The sequence below is a fragment of the Streptomyces sp. NPDC058525 genome (assembly GCF_042719495.1).
GTDB lineage: Bacteria > Actinomycetota > Actinomycetes > Streptomycetales > Streptomycetaceae > Streptomyces.
Genome location: NZ_JBHXNP010000002.1, coordinates 65,944 through 86,892 on the forward strand (window position 1 = coordinate 65,944; position 20,949 = coordinate 86,892).

General features: G+C 73.1%; 20 protein-coding genes. 9 read left to right on the forward strand and 11 right to left on the reverse strand.

Annotation, left to right across the window (positions count from 1 at the left end; translation table 11 throughout):
- Window positions 1–252: 252 nt before the first annotated feature.
- From ACFWP3_RS01630 to ACFWP3_RS01640, 3 genes are read left to right on the forward strand one after another with little or no spacing between them, the layout of a single operon-like run.
- Complete coding sequence (locus ACFWP3_RS01630; protein WP_384215405.1) at window positions 253–813, forward strand: 2Fe-2S iron-sulfur cluster-binding protein; 561 nt, start codon at window positions 253–255, stop codon at window positions 811–813.
- Complete coding sequence (locus ACFWP3_RS01635) at window positions 810–1,802, forward strand: FAD binding domain-containing protein (RefSeq protein ID WP_384215406.1); 993 nt, start codon at window positions 810–812, stop codon at window positions 1,800–1,802. Before ACFWP3_RS01630 ends, ACFWP3_RS01635 begins: the two co-directional genes overlap by 4 nt.
- Window positions 1,799–3,916: a xanthine dehydrogenase family protein molybdopterin-binding subunit gene (locus ACFWP3_RS01640; protein ID WP_384215407.1), complete on the forward strand. Its 2,118-nt coding sequence runs from the start codon at window positions 1,799–1,801 to the stop codon at window positions 3,914–3,916. Before ACFWP3_RS01635 ends, ACFWP3_RS01640 begins: the two co-directional genes overlap by 4 nt.
- Before the next feature lie 36 nt (window positions 3,917–3,952).
- Here the strand turns inward: ACFWP3_RS01640 and ACFWP3_RS01645 are convergent, their stop codons facing one another.
- A complete protein-coding gene (locus tag ACFWP3_RS01645; RefSeq protein WP_384215408.1) occupies window positions 3,953–4,351 on the reverse strand; it encodes a winged helix-turn-helix transcriptional regulator in 399 nt (132 codons plus the stop codon).
- A gap of 110 nt (window positions 4,352–4,461) precedes the next feature.
- On the opposite strand from ACFWP3_RS01645, the gene ACFWP3_RS01650 reads away from it, so the two are divergent.
- A complete protein-coding gene (locus tag ACFWP3_RS01650; RefSeq protein ID WP_384215409.1) occupies window positions 4,462–4,869 on the forward strand; it encodes a RidA family protein in 408 nt (135 codons plus the stop codon).
- Window positions 4,870–4,909: 40 nt separating this feature from the next.
- Here the strand turns inward: ACFWP3_RS01650 and ACFWP3_RS01655 are convergent, their stop codons facing one another.
- The 4 genes from ACFWP3_RS01655 to ACFWP3_RS01670 form a co-directional block, all read right to left on the reverse strand.
- Window positions 4,910–5,260: a hypothetical protein gene (locus ACFWP3_RS01655; RefSeq protein ID WP_384215410.1), complete on the reverse strand. Its 351-nt coding sequence runs from the start codon at window positions 5,258–5,260 to the stop codon at window positions 4,910–4,912.
- The gene (locus ACFWP3_RS01660) at window positions 5,257–6,543 is read right to left on the reverse strand and encodes a hypothetical protein (RefSeq protein WP_384215411.1); all 1,287 of its coding nucleotides are present in this window, start codon (window positions 6,541–6,543) and stop codon (window positions 5,257–5,259) included. The genes ACFWP3_RS01655 and ACFWP3_RS01660 overlap by 4 nt, the downstream gene beginning before the upstream one ends.
- Entirely contained in the window at window positions 6,533–8,143 is a 1,611-nt protein-coding gene (locus tag ACFWP3_RS01665) for a hypothetical protein (RefSeq protein WP_384215412.1), read from the reverse strand. The genes ACFWP3_RS01660 and ACFWP3_RS01665 overlap by 11 nt, the downstream gene beginning before the upstream one ends.
- 202 nt (window positions 8,144–8,345) lie before the next feature.
- Window positions 8,346–9,179, reverse strand: a complete 834-nt coding sequence (locus ACFWP3_RS01670) for a YqjF family protein (RefSeq protein ID WP_384215413.1) — start codon at window positions 9,177–9,179, stop codon at window positions 8,346–8,348.
- A 186-nt stretch (window positions 9,180–9,365) separates the two neighbouring features.
- Here ACFWP3_RS01670 and ACFWP3_RS01675 point away from each other — a divergent pair, with 186 nt between their 5' ends.
- Entirely contained in the window at window positions 9,366–9,839 is a 474-nt protein-coding gene (locus tag ACFWP3_RS01675; RefSeq protein ID WP_384215505.1) for a DM13 domain-containing protein, read from the forward strand.
- A 58-nt stretch (window positions 9,840–9,897) separates the two neighbouring features.
- Complete coding sequence (locus ACFWP3_RS01680; protein WP_384215414.1) at window positions 9,898–11,145, forward strand: glycosyltransferase; 1,248 nt, start codon at window positions 9,898–9,900, stop codon at window positions 11,143–11,145.
- Between the two features lie 42 nt (window positions 11,146–11,187).
- Here the strand turns inward: ACFWP3_RS01680 and ACFWP3_RS01685 are convergent, their stop codons facing one another.
- Complete coding sequence (locus ACFWP3_RS01685; protein ID WP_384215415.1) at window positions 11,188–11,742, reverse strand: hypothetical protein; 555 nt, start codon at window positions 11,740–11,742, stop codon at window positions 11,188–11,190.
- A 233-nt stretch (window positions 11,743–11,975) separates the two neighbouring features.
- On the opposite strand from ACFWP3_RS01685, the gene ACFWP3_RS01690 reads away from it, so the two are divergent.
- From ACFWP3_RS01690 to thpR, 3 genes are all read left to right on the forward strand, one after another.
- Window positions 11,976–13,307: a cytochrome P450 gene (locus ACFWP3_RS01690; protein ID WP_384215416.1), complete on the forward strand. Its 1,332-nt coding sequence runs from the start codon at window positions 11,976–11,978 to the stop codon at window positions 13,305–13,307.
- Window positions 13,308–13,370: 63 nt separating this feature from the next.
- Window positions 13,371–14,465, forward strand: a complete 1,095-nt coding sequence (locus tag ACFWP3_RS01695) for an amidohydrolase family protein (protein WP_384215417.1) — start codon at window positions 13,371–13,373, stop codon at window positions 14,463–14,465.
- A gap of 60 nt (window positions 14,466–14,525) precedes the next feature.
- On the forward strand, window positions 14,526–15,110 hold the full coding sequence (thpR, locus tag ACFWP3_RS01700) for an RNA 2',3'-cyclic phosphodiesterase (protein ID WP_384215418.1): 585 nt from the start codon (window positions 14,526–14,528) through the stop codon (window positions 15,108–15,110).
- 70 nt (window positions 15,111–15,180) lie between these two features.
- Here the strand turns inward: thpR and ACFWP3_RS01705 are convergent, their stop codons facing one another.
- The 5 genes from ACFWP3_RS01705 to ACFWP3_RS01725 all read right to left on the reverse strand — a co-directional run.
- Window positions 15,181–15,702 carry a hypothetical protein gene (locus ACFWP3_RS01705; RefSeq protein ID WP_384215419.1) on the reverse strand — a complete coding sequence of 174 codons (522 nt, stop codon included), beginning with the start codon at window positions 15,700–15,702 and terminating at the stop codon, window positions 15,181–15,183.
- A 103-nt stretch (window positions 15,703–15,805) separates the two neighbouring features.
- A complete protein-coding gene (locus ACFWP3_RS01710) occupies window positions 15,806–16,699 on the reverse strand; it encodes an arginase family protein (protein WP_384215420.1) in 894 nt (297 codons plus the stop codon).
- 107 nt (window positions 16,700–16,806) lie between these two features.
- Window positions 16,807–17,427 carry a nucleoside/nucleotide kinase family protein gene (locus ACFWP3_RS01715; protein ID WP_384215421.1) on the reverse strand — a complete coding sequence of 207 codons (621 nt, stop codon included), beginning with the start codon at window positions 17,425–17,427 and terminating at the stop codon, window positions 16,807–16,809.
- Between the two features lie 45 nt (window positions 17,428–17,472).
- The gene (locus ACFWP3_RS01720; protein WP_384215422.1) at window positions 17,473–18,915 is read right to left on the reverse strand and encodes an extracellular solute-binding protein; all 1,443 of its coding nucleotides are present in this window, start codon (window positions 18,913–18,915) and stop codon (window positions 17,473–17,475) included.
- The coding region (locus ACFWP3_RS01725; protein WP_384215423.1) for a VWA domain-containing protein at window positions 18,912–20,949 on the reverse strand (2,038 nt) is incomplete at its 5' end. The genes ACFWP3_RS01725 and ACFWP3_RS01720, both read right to left, overlap by 4 nt.

Here is a 20,949-nt window from a genome sequence, read left to right on the forward strand (position 1 = left end):
GGGTACGCCGACGAACGCGGCCTTGCTGACCGGACAACTGTCCGGTACGTTCTCCAGTAGCGGACAATTGTCCGGTTGATTCCACCTTAGCCGTGGACGCGGCCGACGGGGACCGCCGCCGAGAGCGCGGCCGACACCCCTTCCCCGCATCCTGCCCGCTTCCGAGCCGGGCCCGCCACGTACAGCGCCATCTCTTCACCGCCCGCACGGTCCCGCTTCGGCGTGCCCCGGATACGCGAAAGAAGGCTGATCATGGCCGCACCGACGTCCAGCGCCATCGTCCTGAACATCAACGGCGAGAAGTACCCGCTCTCCGTCGACCACCGCACCACCCTCCTCGACGCGCTCCGCGAGCGACTGGACCTGACCGGCACCAAGAAGGGCTGCGACCAGGGGCAGTGCGGGGCCTGCACCGTCCTGCTCGACGGCCGCCGGACGGTCTCCTGCCTCCAGCTCGCCGTCGCCGCCGAGGGACGCGAGATCACCACCATCGAGGGCGTGGCCGACGGCGACCGGCTGCATCCCGTGCAGCAGGCGTTCCTCGACCTCGACGGCTTCCAGTGCGGCTACTGCACACCGGGGCAGATCTGTTCGGCCGTCGCGGTGATCCAGGAGCACGCCGCGGGCTGGCCGAGCGCGGTCACCGGTGACGTACGGCCCGAAGCGGGGCCGCCGCCGTTGACCCCCGAGGAGATCCGGGAGCGGATGAGCGGCAACCTGTGCCGGTGCGGCGCGTACGTGTCCATCGTGCAGGCGGTCGCCCGGGCCGCCGAGGCCGAGGCCGAGGCGGACACGGAGGAGGTGGCGGCATGAGGGAGTTCGGCTACCGGCGCGCCCTCGACGTGGCAGGTGCGGTCGCCCTGCTCGAAGCCGCCCCGGACGCGCGCTTCCTCGGCGGCGGCACCAACCTCGTCGACCTGATGAAGACCGGCGTCGAGCGCCCCGCGCAGCTCGTCGACGTACGCGAACTGCCGCTCCAGCACATCGAACCGACGCCGGAGGGCGGTCTGCGCATCGGCGCCACCGTCACCAACAGCGACCTCGCCGCCCATCCCGAGGTCCGCCGCCGCTACCCGGCCCTGGCGCAGGCCGTGCTCGCCGGCGCCTCCGGGCAGCTGCGCAACATGGCCACCGTCGGCGGGAACCTGCTCCAGCGCACCCGCTGCGGCTACTTCGCCGATGTGACGCAGCCCTGTAACAAGCGCTCCCCGGGCAGCGGTTGCCCGGCCCTCGCCGGCGAGCACCACAACGCCGCGATCCTGGGCGCCTCCGACCGCTGCGTGGCCGTCCACCCGTCGGACATGGGCGTGGCGCTCACCGCCTTCGACGCCGTCGTGTCCTACGAGACGGCCGGCGGGCCCGGCGAGTCCCCGCTCGCCGACTTCTATCTGCCGGTGGGCGACACCCCCCACCGCGAGACCGCGCTGCCGCCCGGCGCGCTGATCACCGGCGTCGTCCTGCCGCACGCCCCGGTGGCTGCCGCCTCCCGCTACCGCAAGGTGCGCGAGCGCGCCTCGTACGCGTTCGCGATCGGCTCGGTCGCCGCCGCGCTCGAAGTCGAGGCGGGAGCCGTACGGGACGTGCGCCTGGCCCTCGGAGCGGTCGCGTCGCGGCCCTGGCGGGCCCTGGAGGCCGAGCGGGTGCTGAAGGGCGCACCGGCCGACGCCCGCACCTTCGCGGCCGCCGCCGACGCCGAACTCGCCGCCGCGCGGCCGCTGGCCCACAACGGATACAAGGTGACCCTCATGCGCAACCTCATCGTGGCCGTGCTGACCGAACTCGCCGAGGAGAACGCGCGATGAGCACCGTCATTCCCCTGAAGGGCTCCGTCGGCACCGCGCACACCCGCGTCGAGGGCCGTGCCAAGGTCACGGGCGCCGCCCGCTTCGCGGGAGAGATCCCCTTCGCCGAACTCGCTTACGGCTGGCTGGTGTTGTCCACCGCCGCCCGCGGCCGCATCCGCTCGATGGGCACGGACGCCGTCCTGGCCATGCCGGGCGTGATCACCGTGCTGCACCACGGGAACGCCCCGCGGCTGGAGACCGGCTACCCGGGCCTGATGGGCATGCAGCCCGACGTGTCCATCGCACTGTTCCAGCACGACCGGGTGCCGCACTCCGGCTGGCCGGTGGCGCTGGTCGTGGCCGAGACCTCCGAGCAGGCGAGGGAGGCGGCCGAGGCGCTCGTGGTGCGCTACGACGAGGAGCCGCACGACATCGACTTCCGTGCCGGCCGGCCCGGTACGTACGCCCCCGCGGCCACGCCGCACGCCGCGGCCGTCTCCTCGAAGGGCAATCTGGAGGCCGAACTCGCCCGGTCCGCCGTCGTCGTGGACGCCGAGTACACCACGCCCGAGGAACACCACAGCCCGATGGAACCGCACGCAGCGACGGCCCGCTGGGAGGCCGGCCGGCTCGAGCTCGTCGACTCCAACCAGGGCTCGGGATGGGTGCAGGGCGAACTCGCCGCCCTGTTCTCGCTCGACCCGGCCTCGGTGCGGGTGCGCTCCGAGCACATCGGCGGCGGCTTCGGCTCCAAGGGCGTGCGCGCGCACCAGGTGGCCGCCGTCATGGCCGCGACCGTCCTGCAGCGCCCGGTCCGGGTGGTCCTGACGCGCCGCCAGATGTTCTCGCTCGCCGGCTACCGCAGTCCCACGGCCCAGCGGGTCAGGCTCGGCGCGGACGCGGACGGGCGGCTGCGCGCCCTGGGCCACGACGCGCTGAACCTCACCTCGACCGTGCACGAGTACCTGGAGCCGAGCGCCATGCCCGGCCGGGTGCTGTACGACGCGGACGCCCACCACACGGCCCACCGGATCGTACGGCTGGACGTGCCGAGCCCGACGTTCATGCGGGCGCCGGGCACGGCACCGGGGTCGTTCGCGCTGGAGTCGGCGCTCGACGAGCTCGCCGTGGAGTGCGGGGTCGACCCGATCGAGCTGCGGGCGCGCAACGAGCCCGTGACGGGGCCGGTGTCCGGGCTGCCCTTCGCCGGTCGCACCCTGATGGCCTGCTTCCGCGAGGGCGCCCGCCGGTTCGGCTGGGCCGACCGGGATCCGCGGCCGGGCCTGCGCCGCGACGGCCGGTGGCTGCTCGGCACCGGCACGGCCACGGCCACGTACCACGCGGGGACCGCGCCCTCCACGGCCGCGGCGACGGCGGAGGCGGACGGCGGCTTCACGGTGCGGATCTCGGCGGCGGACATCGGAACCGGCGCGCGGACCGCGCTCACCCTGATCGCCGCGGACGCACTGGAGGTGGCTCCGGACCGGGTCCGGGTGCTGATCGGGGACAGCGACTTCGGACCGGCGATGATCGCGGGCGGCTCCATGGGCACCAGTTCCTGGGCCTGGGCGGTCAACGCGGCGGTGGCTGCGCTGCGCGAGCGGCTCGCCGACGGCGGTGACATCCCGCCGGAGGGCGTCACCGCGTACGGGGACTCCACGGCGGCGATCACCGCCCTCCCGCCGAAGGAACGCCACTCCTACGGAGCCCAGTTCGCGGAGGTCGCGGTCGACACCGGAACCGGCGAGGTCCGGGTGCGGCGCATGCTCGGCATCTTCTCGGCGGGCCGGATCGTCAATCCGCTGACCGCCCGCGGGCAGTTCGTCGGCGGTATGACCTGGGGCATCTCCATGGCCCTGCACGAGGAGGCGGTCCGGGACCGGGCCTCGGGCGCGCACGTCGGCGCGGATCTCGCGGGCTACCACGTCGCGGCCCACGCCGATGTCCCGCACATCGAGGCGGACTGGCTGCCGGCGGAACCGGACGAGGACGACCCTGTCAACATCAAGGGCATCGGCGAGCTCGGTATCGTGGGCGCCGCGGCGGCGGTCGCCAACGCGGTCTGGCACGCGACCGGCGTACGCCACCGCCACCTGCCGATCCGGCCCGACCGCGTCCTGACCTTGCCCTGACCGCGTCCGGACGCGCGGGGAGGCGGCCCGGCCGGCCTAGGAGGCCTGCGCCGGGCCGCCTGCGAAGCGGTTGCGGGCGGCGTCGATGTGGCCGATGTACCGGTGGGTCCAGTCGCACAGCCCGTCGATCGTCACCCGCAGGGCCTGGCCCGGCTCGGTGAGGGTGTATTCGACCCGTGGCGGCACCACCGGGTGCACCGTGCGCTCGACCAGGCCGTTGCGCTCCAGCATGCGCAGGTTCTGGGTCAGCATCTTGTGGCTGATGCCCTCGACCTCGTCCCGCAGCTCGCCGAAGCGCAGGGTGTCCTCCCCCAGGGCCTCGATGATCAGGAGCGCCCACTTGTTGGCGACTTCGGAGAAGATCTCCCGCCCCAGGGAGTCCGCGCGCCGCACGTCCGCGTCGTCGGGCGAGCCCTTGAACTGCTTGGTCACCATCTGGTTCCCCAGTCACTCAAAAGTGCGTTCTTCCATGTCAGCGAACACTCTCCTACGGTTCCTGAGTAACCACAAGAGAGCGGAAACGCTCTCGTGAGCAAGGAGCAAGCATGCCCATCACCCTGGTCAACCCCAGCGGACTGCCGAAGGTCGACGCCTACCGGCAGGTGTCCGTCGCGACCGGTTCCAGGCTCGTCTTCGTCGCGGGCCAGGTCTCCTGGGATGCCGACGGGGTCACGGTCGGCGAGGGCGACCTCGCCGCCCAGGTAGAGCAGAGCTACCTCAACGTCGCGACCGCCCTGGCCGAGGTCGGCGCCTCCATCGAGGACATCGCGAAGCTGACCGTCTACGTCGTCGACTGGACCCCGGACAAGATGCCCCTGCTCATGGAGGGCATCACCCGGGCGTTCACGAAGCTGGGCGCGAGCGCGGCACCCCCGGCCACCCTCCTGGGCGTCGCGACGCTGGACGTACCCGAACGCCTGGTCGAAATCGAAGCCACCGCGGTCATCGACTGACACCCGGGCCTCGGGGCATGCGTCGCTCAGGGCGTCACCCCTACCCTGTCGGCCGGGTGTCGGTGAGGTAGTCGAAGGAGAGGCCGCTGGAGGCCTCGCCGCGGCCCGCGTGGGTGCGGGCGCTCAGCCAGAGTGCGACGCGGCCGTCGTGCCAGCGGGTGCGGTTGTAGGCGAGGGTGACCTTGGTGCCGGCCTGCGGGACCTCCTCCTCGTGGACGAAGTACCGCCGTCCCGCGTCGTAGCCCTCGCGCAGCAGCGAGGTGCGCGGGCGGACCAGCCGGTCGTCGCCGACGGCGCTCGGCATGGCGGCGCGCTGGAGCCGGATGTCGCGGTTCTGGCCGGGCGCGTGCACGGGGATGAAGGGGATCCAGTTCTCCGGTACCGAGCTCATCGCCGTGTACGCCACCGGGGCCGCGGGGGCGGCGGGCGGCTGCTGGGGGTGCAGGCGCAGCCGGTGGGCGAGAACCTCGGCCGCGGCCTCGCTCCCCCGGCGGGCCTCGCCGTGCGCGAGGGTCTGGATCCCGGCCAGGTGACCCGCGGCGGCGGGCACGGTGTCCGCCGGCGGGTCGACAGCGGGTCGGGGCTGCCGGGCGGGGGCTTGGGGACGGTGTTGACGGGGTGGGAGTTGCGGATGGTGGCGACCGTGAGGAGCAGTCCCTCGTGTGCGAAGAACCGTTCGAGTACTTTCTGGATCGGCAGGACGAAGGTGGAGGCCGGGTTCGGCGCCGTGATCGCGTAGACGAGGCCGACGACCTCGACGACGGGCTTTCCGTCGGGGTCCGTGGTGCCCAGGTCGTTGACCATGACCGATCCGGAGTCGCCCTCGTAGGCGAAGTGGAGGGTGTCGTAGGCGTGCTGGTCCGGGTGGGGGTTGGGCTTGACGAGGAGGTAGTTCTCGGTGCGCTGGGGCGAGTCGTACAGGCCGGTGACCGTGCCGCCGGTCTTGCCCGTCCGCGCGCCGGTCTTCCGCACCTGGTAGTTCTCGGCGCTCGCTTCGATGGGGGTGATCGTGTGCACGCCCGTGATCTCGCCGATCCCCCTGATGGCGGGCTTCCAGGTCCGGCCGGGCCGGATCCTCAGCAGTCCCTCGTCCCGGTCCGCGGCTTCGTCCTTCTCGTAGCTCATCGCACCGGTCTCGTACACGCCGAAGATGTCCGAACAGCAGATGCCGTCGCTGCCCGTGGGCTGGCCCGCCTTCGACACCAACGGCACCGCGTTGAACGTCCCCTTGTGCGTGATCACGTGCTGACAGGTGAGGGCGTAGACCTTCCATTCGTCGACCTGGTCCTTCAGGACGCAGCCGAGGGTCCCCAGGCCGCCGGCGTTCTCCACTCCGATGCAGTACCCGCCCCTCAGTTCGCGCGCCCGCTCGGAACTCTGCTCATACAGGGCCGGGTTCAGGATTCCGGTCGGCCGCTCCGAGGTGAGCGGGACGACGGTACCGATCCCGACCACGTCGGTGGGGACGCCGTCGACGTCCGACGGGATCAGCTCGGCGGCCGGGAGCGCCGAGGCGGGCAGTTTCTCCCGGACGAGGACCTTGACGGCCGGTTCCCGGGTGAGGACGCCGTCGACCTCCTTGCCTCCGACGCCGACGAACATCACGCCGGGAATCGCGAAGAGCCGCTCCTTGACCCGGTTCTTGGCCGCGACGAGTTCTTCCTCAGTGGTCATGGCGGCCCTCCTCGGCCGGGCCGAGGGCCTCGACCATCTGCGCGTAGGTCAGGCCGGCCAGGTCGGGCAGGGCGCTGCGGGACCTGGCCAGTGCCGAGCGCAGCTCGGGGCCGGCGAGGCGGGCGTACGCGTGGTGGATCCGGTCGACGTACTCCCCCAGCGGGACGGGGCCGACGGCGGCCGGCATCCGCCGTGCCTCGTGGCGGACCGTCGAGATCAGGTCCCGGAGGAGTTCGGCGAGGCCCGGCCCTGCGCCGTTGGCGCGCCAGAGGTCCGCGAGTTCGGGGTGGCGTCCGGTGAGTCCGGCGAGCTCCTCCCCGTGGTCCTGCCAGAGGCGCAGCAGGCGCCGGCCGGGGACCGTACGGCCGAGGTCGGCGCGGAGTACGGCGGCGGCGGAACCGGTGCGCGGCCGTGCGGCGAGGGGCACCGGTCCGGGCGCGGGCGGGCTCGCGTACGGGGGCGGGCTCGCGGTCGGAGTTGGGCTCGCGGTCGGGGGTGCGGGCTGGCCGACGACGCGCGGGATCCGGGCGCGGGGGGCCGTCGCGAGCCGGACGGGCATCTGCTTGGTGTGCACGAAGTAGTGGAGCACCACGTCGACGGGCAGGACCTTGCCCCAGCCGCGCATGGCCGCCGGTTCGTCGGGGCCGAAGCCCGCGAGCACGATGCCGACCGCCCGGTTGAAGCCGTCGACCACGAGGGCGCCGGAGTCACCGTGGTCGGAGAAGTGGTTCACGACCGTGGTCGGCAGGCCGGGGTTGGGGTGGGGTTTGACGATCATCAAGTTGCTGTAGCGAATGCCGTCCACGTCGTAGGCAGCGTTGACGGCCTGGACCGTTCCCCCGGTGTACCCCGTGGCCACACCGCGCTTGCGGACTTCGAAGCAGTGCGAGTCGACCTCCTCCGGCTTGAGGGTGTACGTACCGGTGACGGGGCCGATGTCGAGGATGTCGGCGTACCACTTCACGCCCGGGTCGAGCCGGGCCACCGCGATGTCGACGGTCGTGTCTCGGTCGCCCGTCTCGTAGTTGCCGACGGCGTTGCCGGCGAAGAGCCGCTCCAGGGGGAAGTCCTGGCGGAGCGGGTGGTAGACCCGCGTGCCGGTGTCGGCCTTGACCGGGTGGTCGAGGGGCGGCGCCTCGCCGAGGACGTGCTGGTTGCTCAGCAGATAGACCTTGCCGGGGTCGCCGGTGTGCTCGAGGAATCCGCCGATGGTGCCGGGGGCCTTGGGGTCCACGGCCGAGGAGACCATGGCCCCGCCGATGAGCCGGCTCCACTTGCGGGTGTCCAGCCGGCTCGCCGAACCGGGCGGGCTCCCGCTCGGCCCGCGCCGTACGCACAGGTCGGGCCGCGGGTCCGGCGCCGGGGTGCCGAGGTCCACCACATCGGTGCCGACCCCTTCGAACTCGGCCGGGACGAGCTGGTCCTGCGGCAGTTCGCCCCGTGGGCGCTTGCGGGCGACGAACACCCTGATGGCCCGCTCGCCCGTGGCCCGCCCGGCCCGCTCCCGGCCGCCGACACCGACGGCCACGACCCCGGAGAGGCCGAAGAGCCGGTCGAGGGCACGGTCCTTGACGGCCGTGTATTCGGCATCGCTGCGCACCCCGAAACCCTCCCCCTGACACCCCGTCCCCAGCCACCCTTGGGAAGCACCCCAGCAGTTCCCATCAGTGAACGTTCGAACGCAATGCTGACGAACCCCGGGAAAGGAACTCAAGGGCCGGATCGGCAATTCACCCGCATGGGGTAAACGGTGCCGATCGGCGCATTGGCCGAAAACAGGGCCCTGCTGCCGGCTCGCGGAATCAGGGGGTCGGGATGCCCCCCGGGCGCCGGGGCGGGGGGCCGAAGCGGACGGGCACGCCGGGCGAGTACAGGACGCTCACGGGCGGGCCTCCCGGCGCGGGCAGGCCTGCGGCCGCGACCAGGGTTTCGTCGCAGTCGAGGAGTTCTGCGCGGTGCAGCGGCCAGCGGGGGTGGGTGTTCGGGAGGTAGAGCTGCCGTCCGAAGAACGCGCTGTGCATGCCCCAGCGGGCGGTGAGGAAGTGTTCGAGCGCCGTGGGATTCCCGATCGGCTCGCCGACCCGCACGGAGATCCTGCTGTGCGCGCCCCGCGGTCCGGGCCGGCGGCGGGTGCTGGTGTACGTCACGGTGTCCCCGTCGTGGCGGACCGCCATCCGCGACCAGACGTACGGCAGGCGGAACACGGACCGCGCGACGGCCACCGGGACCAGGCGGGCCGCGTCCAGCGAGCGGAAGACCACGCCGCGGCGCCCGTGGGCGTCCACGGAGTAGAGGCGGACGTTGGTCTCCGGGAAGCTGCCGAGGTAGGGGACGCCGGGGAGGCGGAACCATCCGACCTTGTGCATGCGGAAGGCGACCAGGCCGACGTACGTGACCCCGTCCAGCGTGTCGGGGACGGTGCCGGGCGGGAGCAGCGGGGCGACGTCGGCGGGGTCGGCGGCCCAGTGCAGGAAGGCCAGATCCAGCCATGACTGGGTGAGCAGCGGACGGTCCGCCGTGTGGGGCGGATCCGCCGTTATGGGCTCCGGGTTCGGTCCCGGTGTCGGTCCCGGTGTCGGTCCCGGGTTCGGTTCCGGTGTCGGTTCCGGCTTCGCGGGCGGCGGCGTCTTCGGCATGGCGCCAGTATCGCCTCGCGGCCGCGCGCGAATCAGGGACGTAAGACTTTCGTCATATGGAAAGGCCTGGTCACGGGGGTGCGGGTGGCTTTGAATACGGGAAACGGTTCCGTGTGGAGAGGACAGGCAGTGGCAACGACGAAGTGGGGCGGCAGGAGGCTCGCCGGGATCCTGGTCCTCGCGACGATGGCGCTGGGCGCAGGCCTGTACTGGTTCCAGCCGTGGAAGCTGTGGCAGAACGACACGGTCCGCGAAGCGCTCCCCGCAGCGGCCCCGGCCGGTCCCTCCCCCACCTCCGCGGCGGCGCCGAAGACGGTGGCCGAGGGGACCTTCATCAGCCACGAGCACGCCACCAGCGGCACCGTGAAGCTGATCCGGCTCCCCGACGGCTCCCACACCCTCCGCCTGGAGGACCTCGACACGAGCAACGGCCCTGACCTGCGCGTGCTGATCACCGACGCCCCGGTGAAGGAGGGCACCGCCGGATGGACGGTGTTCGACGACGGCAAGCACGTCAGCCTCGGCAAGCTCAAGGGCAACAAGGGCGACCAGAACTACGAGATCCCGGCCACGGTGAACCTGGCCGAGTACTCCAGCGTCTCCGTCTGGTGCGACCGCTTCGACGTCTCGTTCGGTGCGGCCACCCTCAAGGCGGTCTGACCCACAGTGCAGAATCACTGGCCAAAGCAAGTGATTCTGCACTACGGGAGTTCCTGACATGCGCGTGTTGTTGTCGACGTACGGGTCGCGTGGCGACGTCGAACCACTGGTGGGGCTGGCGGTGCGGTTACGCGAACTCGGCGCGGAGGTACGGATGTGCGCGCCGCCGGACGAGGAGTTCGCGCGGCTGCTGGCCGGCGCCGGCGTGGAGCTGGTGCCCTTCGGGCAGCCGGTGCGGGCCCTGGTGACCGGGGCGGTGGCTCCGCCGGCCGGGGGCGCGCCGCAGCGCGCGGCCGAGCTGGTCGCCGAGCACTTCGGCACGATCGCCGCGGCGGCCGAGGGGTGCGACGTGCTGGTGGCGTCCGGGCTGATACCCGCCGGGCTACGCTCGGTGGCCGAGAAGCACGGCATCCGCTACGTGTACGCCTGCTTCCATCCCTTCGAACTGCCCTCCGCGCACTACCTGCCGTCGCTGCGGCCCGGCCGGCCGTCCCCACCGGAGGTCACCGGCCACCGGGAGCTGTGGGACCTGGACGCCGAGCGCGTGAACGCCCTGTACGGAGAGCCGCTCAACGCCCACCGGGCCTCGATCGGCCTGCCGCCGGTGGACAGCGTCCGCGACCACGTCTTCACCGGCCGGCCGTGGCTGGCGGCGGACCCGGTGCTGGGTCCGTGGCAGGATCTGACCGACCTCGACGTCGTCCAGACCGGCGCGTGGATCCTGCCGGACGAACGGCCGCTGCCGGACGATCTGGTGGCGTTCCTGGACTCCGGCCCGGCACCGGTGTACGTCGGCTTCGGCAGCATGCCGATGCGCACCTCGCCGGACGTCGCCCGGGTGGCCGTCGAAGCGGTCCGCGCGCAGGGCCGGCGCGTTCTCGTCGGGCGCGGCTGGGCCGGGCTGGCCCTGACCGACGGTCAGGGCGACTGCTTCGCCGTCGGCGAGGTGAACCAGCAGGCCCTGTTCGGCCGGGTGGCCGCCGTGGTGCACCACGGCGGGGCCGGCACGACGACGACGGCCGCCAGGGCCGGGGCGCCCCAGGTGCTGGTGCCCCAGATCGTGGACCAGCCGTACTGGGCCCGCCGGGTGGCCGAGCTGGGCATCGGCGCGGCGCACGACGGTCCGACGCCGACCGTCGAGTCCCTGGCGGCCGCGCTCAGGACCGCCCTGGCCCCCGAGACCCGGGCCCGGGCGAGGGCCGTGGCCGGCACGATCCGCACCGACGGGACGACGGTGGCCGCGCGGCTGCTGTTCGACGCGGTCCGCCCCGAGAGCTCGCCGGAGGGCTCGCCCGTGTCCGCGTGAGCCGTGAGCCGTGCGGCGTGCGGCGTGCGGCGTGCAGCCGGGCTACTTGGGCGGGCGGGTCGTGCCGGGGCGGCAGTTCACCGTCGGGTTGTACGTCTCGAAGGTGCCCAGGGGGTTCTTCTTCCACAGCCACAGGTGCAGCGCGTAGTGCACCGGCTGGCCCGGGAAGTGGCCGCGCAGCGGACCCTTGAAGGCGGTGCCGAACAGGGTGGGCCGGTCGTCGTCCGTCGCCAGGTTCTGGTCCCGGTCGTAGACCAGCCACTGGACCCCGACCAGGCGCTTGCCGCCGCGCCCGTCGTCCTCGTAGAAGAGGGCGGCGGGCTTCGCCGGGTCGACGGAGTTGTCGAGCGCGTGGTTGAAGTGCGGGTAGCCGAGCGCCCCCGGCCCCTCCTTGTTGACGACGCAGTACTTGTCCGGGACGTAGCCCGCCTTGACCGCGTTCGCATGGATCTTGTACCTGGCGGTCGCCTCGTACGTGACCGCGCGGGCGGCCGCGCTCTTGCCGGCGTCGGCTCCGGACGCGGACGCGGGAGCGGCGGCCAGCGCCAGGGTGAGCGACGCGGCGATCGTAAGGACCGGGGTGAGGCTTCGGGCCATGTTCGGACTCCTCGGGACGGGCTGACGTCACGAGCAGCCTGTCCCGCGCGCCCCTGGCCCGCCACACCGTGCGACAAGACGGCTGACCGCCGCCCGGGTGACGGCGGGCCGGGCCGTACTGACTCCGGCGGGGCGCGGCCGGCTCACCCCATCGCGCCAACGGTGGTTTCACGCCCGACTCCCACAGGGAACCGGTGTGTCCGCAGAACTCGATGGCACGGAGGGTGCGGAACATGACGCAGGAGAACGCGACACCGGACGACCGCGGTGCGCTGCACGACCTCGTGTCGGCCGTGTCCAGGGGCGCGCCCGAATTCCGGGCGTGCCCGCATCCCGTCTACGCCGCGCTGCGCGAGCAGGCGCCGGTGTGCCGGCTGACGCCCGCGCACGGGGTCGACACGTATCTGATCACCCGGTACGAGGACGCCCGGGACGCGCTGTCGGACCCGCGCTTCAGCAAGGACATGCGCGGGGCGCTCGACACCTACCACGCCGTGTACGGCAGCTTCTTCGACGCGCTCGACGACAACGTCCTGAACTCGGACCCGCCCCGCCACACGCGGCTGCGCCGGGTCCTGCGCAGCGGCTTCACCCCGCGCCGGGTGGAGGAGATGAGGCCGAAGGTCACGGCGATCGCCGAGAGCCTGCTCGGCGCGTGCCGCGGGAGCGACCCGGTCGACCTGATGCCGTCGTTCGCGTTCCCGCTGCCCATCGCGGTCCTGTGCGACCTGATGGGGATCCCCGAAGGGGACCGTCCCGAGATCCTGGCCCACTTCGGGGTGGTGTCGCGCGCCCGGTTCGACCCCCGGATGGGGGCGGAGCTGCAGGCGGCCGAGGAGTGGCTGCAGGACCGGCTGGCGCGGCTCATCGCGTACACGCGCGCGCATCCCTCGGATTCGTTCCTCAGCGACCTCATCCGGGCGGAGGAAGGGCTGGACGACGCCGAGCTGATCTCGTCGCTGTGGGTCCTGTTCTTCGCCGGGCACAAGACCACCGCGTTCCAGATCGGGAACTCGGTGCTGAACCTGCTGCTCCGTCCGGAGCAGTTGGACAAGCTCCGGAAGGACCCGCTGCTGATTCCGCGGGCGGTGGAGGAGATCGTCCGGTTCGAGGGGTCGGTGGAGTCGTCGACCTTCCGGTACGCGACGCAGGACGCGGAGGTACGGGGAACGGTGATCCCCAAGGGATCGCTGGTGCAGATCGCCATCACCTCGGCCAACCGCGACCCCGCGAAGTTCGACTCCCCCGACGTCCTGGACGTGACGCGCGAGGGACTCCAGAGCACGCACCTGGGCTTCGGCCACGGCACGCACTACTGCCTCGGAGCGCCCCTGGCGCGGCTCGAGCTGGAAATCGCCCTCGCCTGCCTGCTGCGGGAGTTCCCGGAGATGGAACTGGCGGACGCGGAGGCGGCCGAGGGGGCCTGGCTCAAGGGGCCGATGCCGGCGTTCCGGGGGCTGCAGGAGCTGCGGCTCGTCCTGGAGCCGTCCCGGTCGGCCCCTCCGCACGGCGTACCCCTGAAGTCCCTCCCCACCGCGACCCCTGTGGCGCCCGTGGCCCCGTGACCTCCGCGGCTTCCGGAAACCGACCGACCAACTGACCAGACCCTGACGGACGGTGGATTTGGCATGACAGATTCCGCGAGCACCTCCAGGCTAGGCCTCCTCGGACCGCCGACGGACGAGCCGCTGATCTCCGCTGCGGACGCCGAGGAGGTCGTCGGCACCGCCCGGGACTCGTCCGCCCCGGGCACGGCGGACGTACACGCGGCGACCTCGAAGATCGACATGCACCACCACTTCTGTGCGCCGGAATGGCGCGAGTGGGCCGCGCGGCACGGGCTCGTCAATCCCGAGAAGCTGCCCCCGTGGTCACGGCTCGACACCGAGGCCTCGATCGGCTTCATGGACCGGGCGGGCATCTCCACGGCCGTCCTCAAGCCCATGCTCCCGGCGCGCTACCGCTCCACGGCGCAGCTGCGCGAGGCGATCAACATCACGCTCCAGTCGATGCTCGAAGTGGCGAGCTCGCATCCGGGGCGGTTCTCGTTCTATGTGCCGCTCTTCCTCGACGACCCGGACGCCTCCTCCTGGGCCGTGCGCCGCGGGCTCGGGCAGCTCGGCGCGGTCGGGGTGAACGTGACGGCCAACTACGGAGGGGTCTACCTGGGCGACCCCGTCTACGACCGGGTGTTCCACGAGCTGAACGAGCACGCCGCGGTGGTCGACACCCACCCGCACAACCTCCCGGACGGCGCGCCCGGCACGGTGACGGTGCCCGGCATTCCGAACTTCATGTGCGACTTCCTGCTGGACACGACGCGGGCCGCGGTGAACATGATCGCCCATCGGACCCTCGACCGTTTCCCGAACATCTCGGTCATCCTGCCCCACGCCGGCGGCTTCGTTCCGTACATCGCGGGGCGTCTGGAGGCGCTCGGGCGCTTCTGCGACCCGCCGATCGAGCCCGCCGCGGTCCGCGACCACCTGCGCCGCTTCTACTACGACACCGCGGGCCCCATGGCGGGCGCCGCGACGCTCCTCGACCACGTGCCCGCCGACCACATCCTCTTCGGCACGGACTGGCCCGCGGCCCCCGCGGACACCGTGACGAAGCTGGCTTTCCCCGCTCTGGAGGCCGATCCCGCCTTCACCTCGGAGCAGCTGCGGGGGATCTACCACGACAACGCGCTGCGGCTGATCCCGCAGCTGGCAAGCGTCTGAGGGGGCGGCCGCACGGCCGGAAGATGACGTGACCGTGCGCCACAGGGTACGAAGTCTCCTGTGAACGCACAGACCCCGTCCGGGACCGTCCGGATATTCATCGCCCTCGCCCCGCCCGACGACGCGAAGGAGGAGCTGGCGAGGGAGCTCCGGCCCGCCTACGAGGCGTACCCGCGCATGCGGTGGAACCGCATCGAGGACTGGCACATCACGCTGGCGTTCCTCGGCGAGCTCCCGGTCGCGACCGTTCCGCTGCTCAGGCCGCCGCTCGCGGCCCTCGCGGCGGAGCACCGGCCCGTGCGGCTGGCGCTGCACGGCGGCGGGCACTTCGACGACCGGGTGCTGTGGAGCGGGATCGACGGGGACCTCGAAGGGCTGCACCTGCTCGCCGGCGAGGTGCGGGCCGTGGTGAAGGAGTGCGGAGTGCCCTTCGAGGACCGGCCGCTGCGCCCCCATCTGACGCTGGCCCGGTCCCGCCGCAACGAACCCTCCTGCGCGGTGGAGGCCGCCGAGGCGCTCGATTCGTTCACGGGCCGCTCCTGGCCGGCCGAGCGCCTGCACCTGGTCGGCAGCAACGTCGGCCGCGGGCCTGGACCGATCCACTACCGCGACATCGAGGCGTGGAGCTTCGGCGGCGGGAGCTGAGGCGTCCCGCCGCCGGGACACGGTGCGTCAGAGGGGTGTCACAGGGGCAGCGCGTCACAGGGGCAGCGCGTCACAGGGCGCTCTTCGAGGCGCTGGCGACGACGCACTCCTTGTACTCGCTGCCGTCGCCCTTGCCGGTGTACGGCGTCTTGGCCTCGGCCTGCTGGGAGGCGCCGGCCTTGACCGCGAGCGCGGACACCGTGGCCTGGGCGGTGCTCGCGGTGGAGGTGGCGTCCCCGCGGAACTTCATGGTGATGTTGTAGGTGTAGCCGACCGAACCGCTGTTGGTGACGGTGATGCGGGCGACCAGGTTCTTGCGCGTGTCGTCCAGCTTGCAGCTGTCGATCTTGATGTCGCGCTCAGCCTTGTTGCTGCTGGAACCGCCGGTGACGGAGCCGCCGCTCGAACTGCCGCTGGTGCTCGTGCTGTCGCTGTCGTGGTTCCCGCCGGTGCTGCCGCCGCTGGAGCTGCTGGAGCTCGATCCGGAACTGCTGCTGCCACCGCAGCTGCCGCCGTGGGAGCCGCGGGCTCCGGTGAGTGCGAACACGGCGATGCCGAAGACGGCGACTGCGCGGACATGGCGAAGCTTCACGTTCAACCCCGTTGGAATGTCAGTAACTGCGACCGCCCGCCTTGACGGGCACACGTCACCCTAACAGCGAACTCACCGTGCCCCGTCCCCGTTTGTACGGCCGTCAGCGCCCCCGGCTCCGTGCCGCCAGAGCGCGCCGCAGACAGGCCGCGAGGCGCGCCGCGATCGTCCCCCCGGTGTCGAGACGGGGGTTGAAGATGGTGACGTCGAAACCGACGGCCCGTTCGCCGGCAAGTGCCGTGACCAGCACCGTCTCCAGCTCCTGCCAGGTCAGCCCGCCGGGCAGGCGGTAGTCGACGGCGGGCATCACCGCGTCGTCCAGGACGTCGGCATCGAGGTGGACCCAGTGGCCGGCGCTCCCGTCGTGCGTGATCCGGCCGAGCGCCTCGCGCACGGCGGTGGCGGCCCCGGCCGCGCGCACGGCATCGAGGCCGATCGCGTGGAGCCGCGGCGGCAGCGGCTGCATCCCGGCCGCGTCGGACTCGGCGGTGTCCCGGAAGCCGAACGCGACGGCGTCCTCGTCGCGCAGCAGCGGGCCGCGGCCTTCGAGGTCGGTGAGCAGTTGCGGGCCGCGCCCCGTGGCCAGGGCGAGTTCCATCGAGGCCGCCTCCCCGGTCGGCTCCGCCGACGGCTGGTAGAAGTCGGTGTGGCCGTCGAGGAAGAACAGGCCGTAGCGGCCGCGGCGGCGCAGGGCGAGCAGGTTGCCGAGCAGGATGCTGCAGTCACCGCCGAGGACCACGGGGAAGCGGCCTTCGTCGAGGACGGCTCCGACGGCGTCGGCGAGCCGGACGGAGTACCGCGCGATGCCGAGGGGGTTGAGCACCCCGGTTCCGGGGTCCCGCCGGGGGTCGTACTCCGGCGGTTCGACCCTGCCGGCCCGCACCGCCCCGGGATGGTCTGCCAGACCGGCGTCGAGCAGCGCGGCCGGCAGGTCCTGGACTCCGGACGGGCGCAGCCCGAGCACGGACGGTGCTTCGATGATCGCGATCTCGTGCACGTCTCAGCCCCTTCGCCGCGTGCGGGACCACAGGCCACGGAACCATGGTCCCGCACGACCCACACCCGTGCCGCGCGGAGGGCGGGGCCGCGGCCCGTGCCGGCGGGTCAGCCCGGGTCGAGGACGAGATCGGCGCGGTGGCGGCCGGCGGCGACGAGGCGGGCGTTCGGCTCGTCCGAGCGGGCCACCCAGGTACGCGCGTACGCCGGATCCTTGCCGTGGCGCACGTGCCGGTCGACCAGGCGCCGGACGCGCAGCTCCTCGTCCCCGGCGAGAAACCAGGCCTCGTCCAGGAGCGGGCGTACGCGAGCCCACTCCCCCGCGTCGTGCAGCAGGTAGTTGCCCTCGGTGATCACCAGCGGTACGTCCGGGGGGACGGGGATGCTGCCCGCGACCGGTTCTTCGAGGGAGCGGTCGAAGGCGGGTGCGTACACCGGGCCGGCCTCCGGTCCGCGCAGGCGGCGCAGCAGGGAGACGTACCCGGCGACGTCGAAGGTCTCCGGGGCGCCCTTGCGGTCGGCCAGTCCCACCCGGACCAGCTCGGCCTGGGCGAGGTGGAACCCGTCCATCGGGACCACCACCGCCGTCCGCGGCCCCAGCGCTCCGGCGAGCCGGGCGGCCAGTGTCGACTTTCCGGCTCCCGGCGGCCCGGCGATGCCGAGGATCCGCCTGCCGCCCCGGGCGGCCAGCGCGGCCGCCCTCCCTGCCAGTTCCGTCGTGGTGTGCACCCGCCCATCCTGCCCGGCCGTGGGGCGGCGCGGGCCGGGCGGCCGTCAGGTGTGCGGCAGCGCGCTCTTCAGCCGGGCGTGCAGCTCCCTCGCGAGTCGCGCGTCCGAGGGGGGTTTGTCGGTGTAGAGGCGGCGCAGTTCGGTGGTGAAGGTCTGGGTGAAGGCGCCGTACAGGGGGGTGCGGGGGCGCTGTACGGCGTCCTGGAGTGCGGGCAGCAGGGTGTCGCGCGCGTACTTCGGGCGGCCGTGCTCGTCGCGCGGCATGCGGTCGGTGCTCTCGGCGTTCGGGGTGGCCGGGGCGGGGGCCTTGGCCGCGCGGCACGTCAGGCCGTTGTTGATGTACGCGGACAGCCGGGTGGCCGCGAACCCCGCGTCGAGCAGGCAGCGTTCGCTGTCCTGGCCGGTGAGGAACCTGATCAGCTCCTGGGCCGCGGGGCCGCGCTTCGACGCCTTGGTCACGGCCAGGTTCTGGCCGCCCAGGACGGCTCTGCCGGGCAGCGGGGCCACCCCCAGCTGCTCGCCGGTCAGCGTCTGGTGCAGGGTGCCGTAGGCGTACGGCCAGTGGCGCAGGAAGGCGGTACGGCCGTCGGCGAAGTCCCCGAGGGATTCGGCCTCGCCCGAGCTGTTGGCGTCCCCGAGCGTGTACGGGGCCTTGGTGCGGTCGCGCAGCTCGGCGATCCCCGCCTCCAGGGCGTCCTCGGAACCGGTGTACCGGCCGGCGCCGTCGGTGAGGGAGAGCCCCTCGCCGGCCGAGGCCAGCGCCTCGATGCCGTTGACGGTGAGGCCCTCGTACGGTGCGAGCTGGGTGGTCCACCCCTTCTCGTAGCCGTCCGCCGCACTGCGGCCGGTGTCCCCCACGGTGCCGATCAGCCGCTGGACCGTGGCCCAGTCGGTGCCCTTGCCGAGCTCGGTGTCCGTGACGCCCGCCTTCTTCAGGTAGTCGCGGCGGTAGAAGAGCAGCCCGACATCGCTGTTGAACGGGACGGAGTACACCTTGCCCGCCCAGCGGGCGGTGGCCGCGACGGACGGGATGACGTCGTCGTCGAGCAGCCACTCGGGGAGCGGTTCGACCAGGCCCGCGTCTGCGAACTCGGGCACCCAGGTGACGTCGAGGTTGACCACGTCGTACTCCGCGCCGCCGGACTGGAGCGCGCCCAGCAGCTGGCTGCGCTGCTGGTCCGCCGAACCCGGGAGCTCGACGAGCCGGGCCCGGGGGCCGGAGCCCTTCTCCTCCTGCTGCCGGTTCCACTGGTCGATGAGCTTCTGCCGGATCCCGCCCTTGCCGGTGACATCGCGTCCGCTGGCCACCACGATGTCGCCCTCCGCGACGCCGGTGTCGGCGGACTGGCCCGCGCCGTCGGGGCCGCCGTCGCCGCCCCCGCTGCACGCTCCCAGCGTGAGGACCGCCGTGAGGACGGCGGCGAGGAGCGGGGCCAGGGCGCGTGGGCGCCGGCCCGACCTGCCGTGCGGTCTGCTGCCGCGGGTCATCCCTCGTCTCCCGTTCCCGCTCGGGCGACCTCGTCGCGCAGTCCCGCCACCAGGTCCGTCCTGGTGTCCAGGCAGCGCCCGCCGCTCGCCTCGGCGACGACGGCCGCCGGCTTGCCCTTGTCGCAGCCGCCGCTGTCCAGGGAGGCCATGACCACGGGAACGCCCTTCTCCCGCGCGTACGCGCGCAGGCCGTCGAGCCGCCCGCCCTCGGTCAGCCGGTTGTCGTCCTCGCCGTCGGTGATGTAGACGATCAGCTGCGGACGGTCGTCGTCGGCGCCGCGCCGGGACATGTCGTCCAGGGCCGCCCTGAGCGCCCGGTACGGGTCCGCTTCCACGTCCTTGACCTGGGCGCGCTCGTCGATGACCCGCTCGGCTTCCGCGCGCCCGTACCGGCCGAAGGGCAGCAGCTCCTGGTGCGCGAGCGGGGCGCCCGGCGCGGCCGCGACCGCCCAGAGTCCGTACTCGTCCTGGTCCCCCAGGCCGCGCAGCGACTGCTTGACGATGCCGGGCGCACCGCCGGGCCCCGCCCACAGGTCGCCCATCGAGCCGGAGCTGTCGAGCAGGAACAGCACCCGTCCGGGCCCGTTGGCATCCCGGTACTCCTTCAGGGCCGCGGCCATCGCGGCCTGGCGGGCGGGGGCCGCGAGGGGGCCGGGGTTGCCGACGGCACCGAACTCGCTGAAGGTGAGGTCGGCGGAGAGGGGCCGGTGTTCGCCCGCGGCGCTGCGGAAGCCGTCCTTGCCGAACTCGACGAGCCCGCCCCGGACCTCCTGTTCCGCCTTCCCCTTCGCCTTCCCCTCCGGCTTCGCCGTGGACTCGCCCCCGTCGGCGCCGGTCAGCCAGGCCCGGAACCGGTCGACCGCGTCCTGCCGCGCCTCGAGGTCCCGGTCGGCCTCGCTCCAGCGGACCCGCACGAACGTGGGGTCCAGGCCCGGCGCGTCGTCGGGGTAGGCGGCCAGCCGCGCGGCGCGCGTCGTACTGTCGCAGTCGACTCCGGACTTCAGCAGGAACTCCGGGACCAGGGCGGCGGTGCGGTCGTCGACGGAGTCGTCGTCGGGCAGGGCGCACAGCAGGTTCCCGCCAGTGGGCGAGGGCGGGCCGGGCTGCGCCACGCGGCCCTCGGCGGCGGCCGCGTTCGTCGTACCGGCGCCGTACAGGCCGAGGGTCGCGACCAGGCCGGAATCGGTGTGCTCCGGGTCCGGACGCCGTACTTCCGCCTTCGGGTCGCGGGCGCGCAGTGCGTCCATGAGCTTGGTGAGCCCGCCGGTCCGCTCGGCGACCGGCTCCGCCGCGAGCTGCTGCGGTACGGCGAGCACGAGCGGCGAGTAGGCGAACGGGGCCGGGTCGACGAGGAGTTCCGCGTAGCTGCGCTGGTCCTGGGGCGGCCGGGCGCGGGCCGCGCTCGCCGAGGTCGCGGGGATCCAGACGTCGGGCTGGGGGCCGATGTCGCGCTGCGGATTGACCGCCTCCGAGACGGGCCGCTGCCAGGGGTCGGACTGGTCGTGGAACGCGGCGACGACGTCCGCGGCTCCGGCGCTGTACACGGTGATGCCGCTGCGCCGGCAGCCGTCACCGGTCCGGTTCGCCTCCGACACCAGGTACACCTCGGCCGCCTTGCGCACGGTGGACTCGATCTCGGGGTCGGTGAGCAGCCGGAGTTCGAGCGGCGGCTTGCACGGCTGCCCGCCGCCGAAGAGGTCGTCGGCCAGCAGGTATCCGGCGGGGACGAGGCCCGCGAGCACGGTGAGCACCCCGGCGGTGACCGCGACCACCCGGGTCCGGCCGCCCGTGCGCCGCAGGGCGGCCGGGCTCGGGCCGCGGGCCGGACGCGGACGGCGTGCCAGGGCAAGGGGCCACAGCGCCCGGCGGTGCGCCGACGGCGGGTCGGGGACGCGCGACGGGCCCGGGTCTTGCCCCGGGTCTTGGCTTGGCGCTTGGCCCGGCTCGCGGCCCGGCTCATGGCCCGGCTCGTGGCTTGGCTCGTGGCCCGGCGCTTGGCCCGGCTCATGGCTCGGCTTGCGGCCCGGCTTGCGG